Here is a 12,158-nt window from a genome sequence, read left to right as displayed (position 1 = left end):
TGCTCCGAGTGGACCATGGAGGAGGGGTTTGGCTGTGGTTGAGCAGCGTCAGGCCCGGCGGCGCGTCAGGGTGCCGAAGGGTGTTCGCCCCACCGGCGAGGACCATCGGGCGACTCCCTTCGAGCTGTTCTTCGACCTGGTCTACGTCTTCGCGGTCACGCAGGTCACCGGCTTCATGGCGGATGGGCACAGCGCTCACGGCGTGCTGCAGGGGCTGCTGATGCTGGCCCTGCTGTGGGGGACCTGGTCGGGCTACACATGGCTGGGAAACCATTCGCGCGCCGACGAGGGGTTCGTGCGGGCGGGGATGGTCGTCGCGATGGCGGCGATGTTCGTGGTCGCCTTGACCATTCCCGAGGCGTGGCGGGACGGCCCCGGGGGCCTGGACGGCCCCCTTGTGCTGGTGTGCGCCTATCTGCTGGTCCGCTGCGTGCACCTTGCGGTGTACGCCGTGGCTGCCACCGGTGACGCCGGGTTGCGGCACCAGATCGTGGTCACCTGGCTGCCGATGACGGCGGCTGCGGCTCTGCTGGTGTCCGGGGCACTGCTGGGTGGCTGGACCCAGACGCTGCTGTTCACCGTGGCCCTCCTGGTGGACTGGCTCGGCATCTATCTCACCGCCAGACGCGGCGGCTGGCGGCTGCACAGCCCGGCGCACCTGACCGAACGGCACGGCCTGTTCATCATCCTGGCCATCGGCGAGTCGGTCGTCGCCATCGGTGTCGGCGCCGCCGACCAGCCCATCAGCGCGCCGCTGTTGTTCGCAACCATTCTCGGCGTCGCCGTCGCCGTTTGCCTGTGGTGGCTGTACTTCGACGTGGTGTCGCTCGCGGCCGAGCACCGGCTCGTCGAGGCGCGCGGCCGAGCCAGGGTCGACCTGGCGGTCGAGGCGTACACGTACGGGCATTTTCCCGTCGTCGCCGGCATCGTGCTGGCCGCCCTCGGCGTCGAGGGCGTGGTGGCGCACGCCGGCGAGGGCAAGCCGTTGGGCGCCTTCTACGCGCTTCCGCTCTTCGGCGGCCTCGCGCTGTACCTGGCCGGGCACCTGCTGTTCGAGCGCCGCATGCACGGTGCGCTGAGCCTTCCGCGGTTAGTGGCGACCTGCGTGCTCCTCGCCGTCCTGCCAGCCGCCGTCGTCCTCCCACCACTCGCCGGTCTGGCCGGCTCGGTGGCCGTCCTGACCGCCCTCATCGTCGTCGAGACCACTCGCAATGGGCAGGTCCGACGTAGCCTCCGCGGCACGCCGCAGCAGGACGAACAGCAGTGACCGCCCGCATCGCCGCGACCCGCGCAGGCGAGGCTGCGTTGTTCGGGCCGGCGGTGTAGAAATCCGGCCGGCCCGCACGGTGGCCTTTCGTCAGGGTGAAACCATCAACGTGCCCGCTCTCACCGCCATGTTCAGGCAGATTATCGCCAACAATCAGGCCGGCGGCTGGCGCAAACTGAAGCGCGAAGCTGAACGCGCGAGCAACTCGACACGGGGAATCTAGCTGGCGGACCTTGCCCGCACCGCCGCCTGGTCGTGCTGGTTCTCGTTCAGTTGCGCATGCCGAACAGGAAGCGGGTTGGGCGCGTGCGGCGGACCAGCAGGTCGTAGGCGGCTACGGTCAGGGTGAGGGAGGCTGTGACGATCGTGAGGTACTTGAGTACCATCGGGGCGTCCCAGCGGATCACGACGTACGCGACGGCGACGACGATTGGCTGGTGCAGGATGTACAGCGGCAGTACGGCGGTGGCGAGGTAGCCGTACAGGCGCGTCCCCAGGCCGCCTCGCGGATGCGGTTCAGGGTCCGGCGCGGAAGTCCGGGCTGATCGGCGGCGGTCGAGCAGGCCCAGGATCGCGACCACGCAGCACCAGCCTGCCGCGCCGAACAGGACGCGGCTGCCGATCGCGAGGGCGGTCATGTCGGTGAGGGGGTCCGCGCCCGGCGTGCCGGCCATGGTCAGGAAGCCTGGTGTGCCGATGGAGAAGAGGATCAGGCCGGCCACGAGGGCGAGGGTCGCGTCGCGGCGCATCGCGGTCCGGAATCGGTCGTCGGAGGCGAGCACGAATCCGTAGAGGAAGAAGAGCAGGTATGCCCAGCGGCTCCAGCCCGCGAAGGCCTCCTCCATGCCGTGCAGGGCGGTGATCAGCGCGATCGGGATGGCCGGCAGCAGCAGCACCGCGCCGCGCGGCGCTACGGTGACGGCCAGCCGGTCGCGGATCCGGTGGCCGAGGTCGCGGGGGAGCCAGCGGAGCGCCAGGGCGAGCAGCAGCGCGTACGCGAGCAGCATCTCCACGAACCACAGGTGCCCGGTCTCGAAGTGCTCGCCCGCCACGATGAACGGAAAGTCGGATAAATCCAGGTGAATGTTGAAAAATTGCGGTAAGAACTGCAGGTACGACTCGTGGTAGGCGGGGTCGGCCCGCAGCCGGAGCCACTGCGGCACCGGGATGATCGTGAGGGTCGCGAAGACCAGCGGGACGCCGAGCCGCAGCAGCCGCTCCGTCGCGAACCCGCCCGCGCCACGCCGGCGGAGCGAGTGCCACGAGCCGAGACCGGCGACGAGGAAGAGCGCCGGCATCGCCCACACCATGCCCAGCCCTGCCACGATCATGGTCGCGTCGGTGGTCTCGGCGTTCTTCACGTAGTAGTCGTCGCGGGTGTCGAACACCAGCGCCGAATGGAAGAACACCAGCCCGACCACGACCAGCGCGCGAATCGCGTCCAGTTCGGTCCGCCGCTCGGGCTGGGCCGCGTGCGCCACGTCGATGTGCGGGTCCGCCATCTTGCCTCCCCCGTCGTCCGTGACAACCCGTGACAACCTCAGTCTGGGGTTTCCCGGCGCCCTGGGCCAGATCTAGGATGCCGTTTCATGTCCTCCGTGATCTTAGGCGGTCAGGTGGCGATTTCCGCCAGGGCCCGGTCGCGGGTGCGTACGCCGAGGCGGATGATTCCGGCTGCGATCAGCAGTAGGGCCACCATCACGAACGACGCCGGGCGGGCGCCGTAGGTGGTCAGGATCGGCAGGACCACGAACGGGGTGACCGCGCCGCCGAGGTGGCCGACGCCGTCGGCGATGGCGGAGGCGGTGCCGCGGGCGCGGGTGGGGAAGATCTCCGCGGTGTAGGTGTACGCCGGGGTCGCCATGAACGCGATGCCGAACGAGCTGAACAGCGCGCCGATCGTCGCCACGGCCTCCCCGAGGTCGAGGCTGATCAGCAGCAGCGCGGCTGCGAACACCAGCGTGCCGATGACGACCATGGTCCGGCGTTCCATGCGCTCCACCAGGAGCACGGCCGCCACCCCCGAGATCAGCGGCATCGCCCGGGTCAGCACGCTGACCAGGACCGCGTCGGAGGTGGAGATGCCGATGCCTTCCAGAATCAGCGGGAGGTAGCTGGCATAGCCGTACATGGCGAGATAGAAGATGAACCAGAAGCCCAGCACGATGAGCATGCGCGACAGGTACGGCGCCTTGAACAGCGCGCGGGCCGGGACCCGCTCCTCGTCCGCCGTGGTCGCCTGCTCGGCGGGGGCCTCAACCGGCACGCCGGTCCCGCCCGGCGGCAGGCCGACGCGGGACTCCATGTCGCGCACGATCTGGTCGGCCTCCCTGGCCCGGCCCACCGTGACCAGCCAGCGTGGCGACTCGACCAGGGCCCGGCGATTGACCAGCGGCAGCACCAGCAGCACCAGCGCGCCGAAGGCCAGCAGCCAGCGCCAGCCGCCGGCGAAGGCCGACAGCACCGGCAGGGAGGCGAAGCCGACCAGCAGAAGCAGGACGGTGCCGACGGTGTAGAGGCGGGACAGGTAGCCGCCGCGCTGGTGCTTCGGCGCCATCTCGCCGATGTACGCCGAGCACAGCGCCAGCACCGCCCCCATCCCGCAGCCGGTGACGAACCGGAAGAACGTCAGCGACCACACATCCCACGAGAACGCCGTGAGCAGCCCGCCCGCGCCAAGCGCGGCGATGGTCAGCAGGAGCCCCCGCTGGCGGCCGTGCCGGTCCGCGATGTGGCCGAACAGGTACGCCCCGACGCAGTAGCCGACGAGATTCCAGGTGATGGGGTAGCCCAGCTCGGCGCCGGCCAGGCCGAACTCGTCCCGCATCGCGGGCAGGGTGATGGTGAGGACGGAGATGTCGTAGTTGGCGAAGAAGAAGCAGAGCATGAGCGCGAACCAGGCGGCGCGGCTGAGGCCGACCTTCGGCATCGCGTCGATGCGTGCGTTGATGGAACCGGCCGAGACGGACGAGTCGAGGGGGGTGTGAGACATCACGGCTCCTTGCACAGGATGAGCCGGCTCGCGTGGGACCTCACGAGGCTCAGGCTGATGTGGTGCGCTGAACGTAGGCGGCCCGCGCCGATGTTGACCATCGCGCATCGGCACATGTGCACGTGCGCGGAAACGCAACGTGTCAGAGCGTGAGCGGATGCCCGGCCCACTCCTGCCGTACGGTTCCCACCAGCTCACCGACGACGTCGTCCTGGCCGGCCCGGTGGCGCGACCAGGCCACGCCTAGCAGGAACTCCAGGTCGTCGCGCAGCGGCACGACCGCGAAGGCCGGGTCGTCGAAGACGCGGGAGCTGCCGCCCTGGCGGGGGTGCAGGGTCAGGGTGAGGCCGTGGCTGCGGCGGATGTGGGCGGCCAGCAGGGCCGAGTCGTGGTCGGGCATGCGGTGGATCGAGATGATCCCGGCGTCCTTCAGCCGTTCCCTGAAGCGGTTCATCGCGGCCGGCTGCACGCCGGGCGGGCCGATCGTCATGGTGCGGTCGGTGAGGTCGCGCAGGCTCAGCTCGTCCCGGCCGGCCAGCGGGTCGTCGGCGCGGACGATCACCCAGAACGTGTAGCGGGCCACGACCAGGCTGTCCAGGTCGGGGCGATCGAGCGGCAGGTGCACGAGGGCCAGGTCGAGCTCGCCGCGTTCGAGGCCGGGCAGCAGCTCGGCGGACGGCGCCGTGGTCACCTCGATCTCGTGGCCGGGGAAACGCTGCTCGGTGATCGCCAGCAGGCGGTCCATCACCGCGGGCGGGGACAGGTGGGTGCCGCCCACGTGCACGACGCGGCGGGTCACCGGCGGGGCGCTGACCAGGTCTTTGAGCCCGTCGACGCGGACCAGGACGTCGCGCACGGGATCGAGCAGGGCCCGGCCGTCGGTGGTCAGCTCGACCTGGTGGTAGCGGCGCACGAACAGGGCGACGCCGAATGCGCGCTCGAGGTCGCGGACGGCGCGGCTGACCGGTGAGGGCGTGAGGTGCAGCCGTTCGGCGGCCCGGCCGAAATGCAGTTCCTCGGCGACGGCGACGAAACACCGGAGTTGCTGCACGTCCATAGCGGGGAGTCTGGGACGGGCGTCGCCGCACGTCAAGGCGGACGTTGCGGATCCGGCAACGACTACGTTGCGAACTCGGACGTGTTCAGAGCGAAATCAGCGTGACATTCTCTCGTCATCCACCTGGAAATTTCTCCCACATTGGGGTGATCTGACCATGCCCACGGGCCTTCCCCTCACCGACGTCCGGGTCGTCGACCTGGCCGACGGCAAGGCCGAGATGTGCGGCCGGTTCCTCGCCGACCTGGGGGCCGACGTGATCAGGGTCGAGCCGCCCGGCGGGGCGCCGACCCGGAAGCGGGCGCCTCTGCACGGCGGTGTGAGCCTGTATTTCGCGACCCACAACGCCGGCAAGCGCGGCGTCACCCTGGCGCTGGACGATCCCCGGCTGCTCGACCTGGCGGCCGGGGCGGACATCCTGATCGAGACCGAACGGCCGGGCACCCTCGACGTGCCGGCGCTGCTCGACCGCAACCCGGCCCTGGTCGTCGTGTCGATCACCGATTTCGGGCAGACCGGACCCTACCGGGACTGGGCCGGCACCGACGGGGTCCATCTGGCCCTGGCCGGGGTGCTCTCCCGGTCGGGCATCCCCGGTCGGGCGCCGGTCCTGCCGCCGGGGCCGCTGGCGCAGGAGTCGGCGGCCGTGCAGGCCGCGTGGGCGGCGCTGGTGGCGTACTACAACCGGCTTGGCACGGGGGTGGGCGACCACGTCGACTGCTCGGTGTACGAGATGACCGCGCAGGTCATCGACCCCGGCTTCGGCATCGGCGGCTCGGCCACCGGCGGAGTGCCGGCCACCGCCCTGCCGCGGGGCCGCCCCGCGGCGGGCAACCTTTACCCGATCTTCCCCTGCGCCGATGGGTACGTCCGGATCTGCGTGCTGGCCAGACGCCAGTGGCGCGGCATGTTCGGCTGGCTCGGCGAACCCGCGGAGTTCGCCGACCCGAAATACGACAACCTGGCCGCCAGGTTCGGCGCCTCCGAGCGGCTGCACGTGCTGATCGGCGATCTGTTCAGGAACCAGGCGCGTGAGGAGCTCATCGCCCAGGGCCAGGAGCGCGGGGTGCCGATCGCGGCCCTGCTCGACCCGGGCGAGGTGCTGGCCAGCCCGCATTTCCTGGCGCGCGGCGGCTTCGTCGACATGGTGGTCGCCCCCGGGCTGGCCGGGCGGCTGCCGTCCGGATACGTCGAGGTCAACGGGGTCCGCGCGGGGCCCAGACGCCCGGCACCGGAGGTGGGGGAGCACAACGCGGAGGTGTTCGCGGAGACCCGGCCCGCCCCGCCCGCCAAGCGGCCGGCCCCGCCGAAACAACGGCCCCTCGCCGGGCTGCGGGTGCTCGACCTGGGCGTGATCGTGGTCGGCGCCGAACTCGGGCGGCTCCTGGCCGACCAGGGCGCCGAGGTCATCAAGGTCGAGAGCCGGGCCTACCCCGACGGCAGCCGCCAGTCGCTCACCGGGGAGACCATCAGCGTCAGCTTCACCTGGGGGCACCGCAACAAGCTCAGCGCCGGGATCAACCTGCGATCCCCCGAAGGGCTGGAGCTATTCAAACGGCTGGCCGCCGAGTCCGACGTCGTCCTGTCCAACTTCAAGCCGGGCACGCTGGAGTCCCTCGGCATCGGCTACGACGTCCTCAGCGCGCTGAACCCGCGCATCGTCATGGCCGACAGCAGCGCCCTCGGCTCGACCGGGCCGTGGAGCAGGAGAATGGGGTACGGCCCGCTCGTCCGCGCGTCGACCGGGCTGACCATGTTGTGGCGGGACCACGGGGTCGAGGCGGGGTTCTGCGACGCCATCACGATCTACCCCGATCATGTCGCCGCCCGGGTGGGCGCGGTGGGCGTGCTGGCGGCACTGATCGAGCGGCGCCGTACCGGGAAGGGCGGGACGGTCAGCGTCGCGCAGGCCGAGACGATCCTCACCCAGTTCTCCACGAACTTCCTGCACGAGTCCCTGGCGCCCGGCTCGTTCACCGACCCGGGGGACCTGTTCCAGGGGATCTTCCCCTGCGCCGGCGACGACGAGTGGATCGTCGTCGCGGCCGAGACCGACGAGCAGCGGCGCCGGTTGCGCGAGGTCGTCGGATCTCAGGACATCGCCGCGTGGACGGCGGCCCGGCCGCCGCGCGAGTGCATGGCGGTCCTGCAGGCGGCCGGGGTGCCCGCGGGGATGATGCAGCGGGTCATCGAGTACCTGGACGATCCGCAACTCAGCGCGCGCGGGTTCCTGCGGGAGATGCGCCAGCCGTACATCGGCCATGTGGTGCGCACCGAGAACGGGCCCGCCGGCTTCCGCGGGGTGGCCGACCCCGAACTGCGCCCGGCTCCCCTGGCGGGGGAGCACACCCGGGCGGTGGCCGCCAGGCTGCTCGGCCTGGCGGAACCGGAGATCGAGGCCTTGATCGAGGCCGGTGTACTGGAAGGAGCCGACCATGACTGAGCCCGCCGCGCTCGCCGAGCGCCTTGACCACGTCATGCTGATCACATTGAATCGTCCCGAGGTCCGCAACGCCGTCGACGCGGCGTTGACGCGGGCCGTCGGAACGGCCCTCGACGAGGCCGACGCGGATCCCTCGATCCGGGCGGTCGTGCTGACCGGGGCCGGGGACAAGGCCTTCTGCGCCGGAGCGGACCTGAAGGCGGTGGCCCGGGGCGAGTTCACCACCGAAGGGCTGCCACCCCACTGGGGATTCGCCGGATGCGTCACACATCCGATCAGCAAGCCCGTCGTCGCCGCCGTCAACGGGTTCGCCCTCGGCGGCGGCACCGAGATCGCCCTGTGGGCCGACCTGGTGGTCGCCGCCGAGACGGCCGGCTTCGGGTTGCCGGAGGTGAAACGCGGCATCATCGCGGGCGCGGGCGGCGCGTTCCGGCTGGTACGGCAGCTGCCGGCCAAGGTCGCCATGGAGATCCTGCTCACCGGCGATCCCGTCCCGGCCGCCGAGGCGCTCCGGCTCGGCCTGATCAACCGGGTCGTGCCGCAGGAACAGGTGGTGCCGGCGGCGCTCGAACTGGCCGGGCGCATCTGCGCCAACGCGCCGCTGTCGGTGCAGGCCAGCAAGCGGATCGCCCGCGGGTTCTCCGAGGCGGACGCCTGGGCCCGCACGGCCGCCGAGACGGAGCTGATCATGAAGTCCGCCGACGCGAAGGAAGGGCCGCGCGCGTTCGCCGAGAAACGCGCCCCCGTGTGGGAGGGCCGATGAACGCGGTCATCGCCGGTCTCGGCATCACCGAGATGGGCAAGGTCTACGGCCGCACCGCGGCGGAGTTCGCCGCCGACGCGGTCCGGCTGGCCGCCGCCGACGCGGGCCTGGCCGTGCCCGACATCGACGGGCTGCTGACCAACACCGGCATCAGCGGCGACGTCGGCCTGGGCCTCCAGCGGGACCTGGGCCTGCGCGACCTGCGACTGCTGTCGGAGATCCAGGCGTACGGCTCCTCCGCCGGCGCCATGGTCCAGTACGCCGCCATGGCCGTCGGCTCCGGCATGGCCGACGTGGTGGCCTGCGTCTTCGCCGACGCCCCCCTGAAGGATCCGTCGTCCGGAGCGGGGGCCGCCTACGCGGGCGCCGGACGAAGGCCCACCGGCTGGCAGGGCCTGGCCGCCGCCTCGGGCATCTACAGCGCGAACACGATGTACGCCCTCGCCGCCCGCCGCCACATGCGGAAGTACGGCACCACCAGCGAGCAGCTCGGCCACATCGCGGTCGCCCAGCGGGCCTGGGCGGCGAGGAACCCGCTGGCCCAGATGCGTGACCCGATCACCCTGGCCGACCACCAGAACTCCCGGTGGATCGCCGAGCCCTTCCACCTGCTGGACTGCTGCCTGGTCAGCAACGGCGGCGTCGCGGTCATCGTCACCTCCGCCGACCGCGCCGCCGACCTGCCCCAGCCGGCCGTGCACATCCTCGGCTGGGGCCAGGCCCACCCCGGCTACGTCATGGGCCCCGGCAGCGACCTGGGCCTGGTCAGCGGCGCGGCGATCTCCGGCCCGACGGCGCTGAAGATGGCCGGCGCGACCATCGCCGACATCGACGTCGCCGAGCTGTACGACTGCTACACCTTCACCGCGCTGCTCTCCCTGGAGGATTGCGGCTTCTGCGCCAAGGGCGAAGGCGGCCCTTTCGCGGCCAGCGGTGCGCTCGGCCCGGGGGGACGGTTGGCGGTCAACACCGGCGGCGGCCAGCTGTCCTCCTATTACATGTGGGGCATGACGCCGCTTTCCGAGGCCGTAATCCAGGCCCGCGGCCAGGGTGGCGAGCGCCAGGCCCCGCGCCACGACCTGGTGCTGGTCAGCGGCAACGGCGGCCTGCTCGACCATCACTCGACCCTCGTCCTCAGCCCGAATCCGCGATAGGAGCCCCGCCGATGCCCGTGGGAATCGTCCGGCGCGACGCGGCCACCGCCGAGTTCTTCGACGGCACCGCGCGCGGTGACCTGCTGATCCGCCGCTGTGACCGCTGCGGCGGATGGGCCGCGCCGCAGACGCGCACCTGCCCGCACTGTGCCTCGCCCGAGTTGTCGTGGACTCCGGCCGCCGGGACGGGAACGGTGGTGACCTGGTCCGTCGTCCACACCAAGGGCCTGCCGCCCGTGACGGTCGGGATCGTCGAGCTCGACGAGGGCCCCTGGATGCAGGTCCAGCTCACCGGGGACCTGCCAGAGGATCTGTCCGACCTGCGCGTGCGCGTCGCCTTCGAACGGCCCGAGGGAGGCGAGGCCGTCCCCGTCTTCACCCCCGCGAGCACCCGTCAGTAGGGCTGGTCCGGCTTCTGGCCGGGGGTGATCAGCCCGGTCTCGTACGCGACGACGACAGCCTGGACGCGGTCACGAAGTCCTAGTTTGGTGAGGATCCTGGTGACATGGGTCTTCACGGTCGCTTCGCTGAGGAACAGGCTTCCGGCGAGTTCCGCATTGCTCAGCCCGCCCGCGAGCAGGGTGAGGACCTCCAGCTCGCGAGGGGTTAGCCCGGCCAGGTCGCGATGGAGCCGGGGGTGGTCCGGGCCGGTCCGGGCGAAGCGCTGGATGAGGCGCCGGGTGATCGCCGGGGCCAGCATCGCGTCGCCGCGCCGTACCAGCCGGACGGCGTGGACGAGGTGGTCGGGGGTGACGTCCTTGAGGAGGAAACCGCTGGCTCCGGCGGTGAGCGCGGCGTAGACGTACTGGTCCAGGTCGAAGGTGGTCAGGATGATGACCCGGGTGGTCTCGGTGGTGGCGGGGTCGGCGAGGATGCGGCGGGTGGCCTCCAACCCGTCCATGGCGGGCATGCGGATGTCCATGAGGACGACGTCGGGATGGAGTCGCCGGACCGCCGCGATGGCCTCGCCGCCGTCGGCGGCCTCGCCCACGACGTCGATTCCGTCGGCGGCCAGAATCATCGCGAATCCGGTACGGACCAAAGCCTGGTCGTCGGCGATGAGCACGCGGGGCGCGGGCACGAACGGCGCGGTCATGAACTCTGCGCCGGGATTCGCGCGGACACCTTGAAGCCGCCGCCGAGCCGAGGACCGGTCTTCAGCGTTCCGCCGTAGATGGCCAGCCGCTCGGCCAGCCCGAGCAGCCCGGACCCGGCTCCCGCGGGGACCACCACGCTGCCCGGCGCCCCTTCGTCGCTCACCTCCACGACCAGGGTGGGCCCGTCGAGTTCGACGACCACGGTCGTGGCGGCGCCGGGCGCGTGCCGGAGCGCGTTGGTCAGCGCCTCCTGGACGACGCGGTAGGCGGCCATGTCGGCGCTCCGGGTGAGGTCGGCGCGGGTTCGCCGGATGGTGACCGGCTGCCCGGCGGCACGCACCTTGTCCACCAGCGCGTCCAGCTGCTCCAGGCCGGGCTGCGGGCGAAGCGGATCATCGCGGTCCTCGGCGGGAGCGGCGAGGACGCCCAGGAGATGGCGTAACTCGCCCATGGCCTCCCGGCCGCTGGCGGCGATCGCGGTCAGCGAGCTCCGGGTCAGGTCCGGCCTGGTGCCGATGACCTTCTCGGCCGCCCCGGCCTGGATGACCATCACGCTGACATGATGGCTGATCACATCGTGCAGCTCGCGGGCGATGCGGGCCCGCTCCTGCGCGACCGCGGCCCGGGCGGCGGCCTCCTGGCTGTCCCGCAGCGCCTCGGCGCGCTGGGCCCAGGCGTCGGCCCGGGAGCGGGCCGCCCTGATCGTCAGGCCGAACAGGGCGATGGGCAGCAGGATCGCGAACGAGCTCGCCCAGCCGGGTATGGGCGGGGTGACCTCGGCGAAGGTGACCGCGACGAAGACGCACGTGACCAGGAGGGCGCCGACCGACAGCACAGGCCGGCGTCCGTACACGGCCAGCGAGTACGCGCCGATGAGAACGGCCACGAAACTCGCCGCGGCGCCGGAGCCGCTCCCGACGGCGAGCACTCCGGCGAACTGGATCGCGAAGACGGCCAGCGGCCAGCGGCGCCGCCACGCCAGCGGAAGGGTCACCAGCAGGCTCAGCGCCGCGATCCGCAGCGGATCCGCGGCAGCTCCCTCCTCGGCGAGGATCTCCGGCCTTGGCCGGAAGGGGTCGGTGTCGACCTGCGGTGTCGAAGAGAACGTGGAGTTCGGCCCGGTCCGCAGCGCGAACCAGGTCGCGGCGAGGCTGAACAGCACCGCCATGACCAGGTCCACCCGCGCCGGGTGCGCGCGGATCGTGGCCAGCGTGGCGCGGAACATACCCACCATCTTTGTGCCTCACCTCCCGGCCACGCGTCCATCGCCCGCTGTACATCGCAAGGATGACCTGAGGCTCACCTCCACCGGGAGAGGTAGCCGAGACCAACCCCACGTGCGACGCGCCCTGGGACCCGGTCGGCCTAGCGTTACCGGCCAGACC

General features: G+C 71.5%; 10 protein-coding genes. 5 read left to right on the top strand and 5 right to left on the bottom strand.

Annotated elements, in window-relative coordinates:
• Nucleotides 1–34 precede the first annotated feature (34 nt).
• Complete coding sequence (locus Aple_RS11790; RefSeq protein ID WP_246264386.1) at nt 35–1,267, top strand: low temperature requirement protein A; 1,233 nt, start codon at nt 35–37, stop codon at nt 1,265–1,267.
• 269 nt (nt 1,268–1,536) lie between these two features.
• Here the strand turns inward: Aple_RS11790 and Aple_RS11785 are convergent, their stop codons facing one another.
• From Aple_RS11785 to Aple_RS11775, 3 genes are all read right to left on the bottom strand, one after another.
• Nucleotides 1,537–2,769 carry an acyltransferase family protein gene (locus tag Aple_RS11785; RefSeq protein WP_155344581.1) on the bottom strand — a complete coding sequence of 411 codons (1,233 nt, stop codon included), beginning with the start codon at nt 2,767–2,769 and terminating at the stop codon, nt 1,537–1,539.
• Nucleotides 2,770–2,879: 110 nt separating this feature from the next.
• Nucleotides 2,880–4,259, bottom strand: coding sequence for an MFS transporter (locus tag Aple_RS11780; RefSeq protein ID WP_170321413.1), 1,380 nt, complete (start codon nt 4,257–4,259; stop codon nt 2,880–2,882).
• 142 nt (nt 4,260–4,401) lie between these two features.
• Nucleotides 4,402–5,316 carry a LysR family transcriptional regulator gene (locus Aple_RS11775; protein ID WP_155344579.1) on the bottom strand — a complete coding sequence of 305 codons (915 nt, stop codon included), beginning with the start codon at nt 5,314–5,316 and terminating at the stop codon, nt 4,402–4,404.
• A gap of 157 nt (nt 5,317–5,473) precedes the next feature.
• Between Aple_RS11775 and Aple_RS11770 the strand changes: the two genes are divergently transcribed.
• The 4 genes from Aple_RS11770 to Aple_RS11755 are packed head-to-tail and all read left to right on the top strand — an operon-like array spanning nt 5,474 to nt 10,077.
• Nucleotides 5,474–7,759: a CaiB/BaiF CoA transferase family protein gene (locus Aple_RS11770; protein ID WP_155344578.1), complete on the top strand. Its 2,286-nt coding sequence runs from the start codon at nt 5,474–5,476 to the stop codon at nt 7,757–7,759.
• Nucleotides 7,752–8,522, top strand: a complete 771-nt coding sequence (locus Aple_RS11765; RefSeq protein ID WP_155344577.1) for a crotonase/enoyl-CoA hydratase family protein — start codon at nt 7,752–7,754, stop codon at nt 8,520–8,522. Before Aple_RS11770 ends, Aple_RS11765 begins: the two co-directional genes overlap by 8 nt.
• Nucleotides 8,519–9,676: a thiolase family protein gene (locus Aple_RS11760; protein ID WP_155344576.1), complete on the top strand. Its 1,158-nt coding sequence runs from the start codon at nt 8,519–8,521 to the stop codon at nt 9,674–9,676. Before Aple_RS11765 ends, Aple_RS11760 begins: the two co-directional genes overlap by 4 nt.
• 11 nt (nt 9,677–9,687) lie before the next feature.
• Nucleotides 9,688–10,077 carry a Zn-ribbon domain-containing OB-fold protein gene (locus Aple_RS11755; RefSeq protein WP_155344575.1) on the top strand — a complete coding sequence of 130 codons (390 nt, stop codon included), beginning with the start codon at nt 9,688–9,690 and terminating at the stop codon, nt 10,075–10,077.
• On the opposite strand, the gene Aple_RS11750 is transcribed toward Aple_RS11755, so the two are convergent.
• Both Aple_RS11750 and Aple_RS11745 read right to left on the bottom strand, forming a co-directional pair.
• Complete coding sequence (locus Aple_RS11750) at nt 10,071–10,772, bottom strand: response regulator (RefSeq protein ID WP_155344574.1); 702 nt, start codon at nt 10,770–10,772, stop codon at nt 10,071–10,073. The two genes, Aple_RS11755 and Aple_RS11750, sit on opposite strands and share 7 nt — an antisense overlap.
• Nucleotides 10,769–11,998, bottom strand: coding sequence for a sensor histidine kinase (locus tag Aple_RS11745; protein ID WP_170321412.1), 1,230 nt, complete (start codon nt 11,996–11,998; stop codon nt 10,769–10,771). The genes Aple_RS11750 and Aple_RS11745 overlap by 4 nt, the downstream gene beginning before the upstream one ends.
• Nucleotides 11,999–12,158 lie beyond the last annotated feature (160 nt).

Origin of the sequence: Acrocarpospora pleiomorpha, from assembly GCF_009687885.1 — a bacterium.
Taxonomy (GTDB): domain Bacteria; phylum Actinomycetota; class Actinomycetes; order Streptosporangiales; family Streptosporangiaceae; genus Acrocarpospora; species Acrocarpospora pleiomorpha.
This window is presented reverse-complemented; position numbering and strand designations above follow the sequence as displayed.

Coding starts and splice junctions, on each gene's coding strand:
- Aple_RS11785 (WP_155344581.1), bottom strand. CDS start 2,769: ATGGCGGACCCGCACATCGACGTGGCGCACGCGGCCCAGCCCGAGCGG.
- Aple_RS11780 (WP_170321413.1), bottom strand. CDS start 4,259: ATGTCTCACACCCCCCTCGACTCGTCCGTCTCGGCCGGTTCCATCAAC.
- Aple_RS11775 (WP_155344579.1), bottom strand. CDS start 5,316: ATGGACGTGCAGCAACTCCGGTGTTTCGTCGCCGTCGCCGAGGAACTG.
- Aple_RS11770 (WP_155344578.1), top strand. CDS start 5,474: ATGCCCACGGGCCTTCCCCTCACCGACGTCCGGGTCGTCGACCTGGCC.
- Aple_RS11765 (WP_155344577.1), top strand. CDS start 7,752: ATGACTGAGCCCGCCGCGCTCGCCGAGCGCCTTGACCACGTCATGCTG.
- Aple_RS11760 (WP_155344576.1), top strand. CDS start 8,519: ATGAACGCGGTCATCGCCGGTCTCGGCATCACCGAGATGGGCAAGGTC.
- Aple_RS11755 (WP_155344575.1), top strand. CDS start 9,688: ATGCCCGTGGGAATCGTCCGGCGCGACGCGGCCACCGCCGAGTTCTTC.
- Aple_RS11750 (WP_155344574.1), bottom strand. CDS start 10,772: ATGACCGCGCCGTTCGTGCCCGCGCCCCGCGTGCTCATCGCCGACGAC.
- Aple_RS11745 (WP_170321412.1), bottom strand. CDS start 11,998: ATGTTCCGCGCCACGCTGGCCACGATCCGCGCGCACCCGGCGCGGGTG.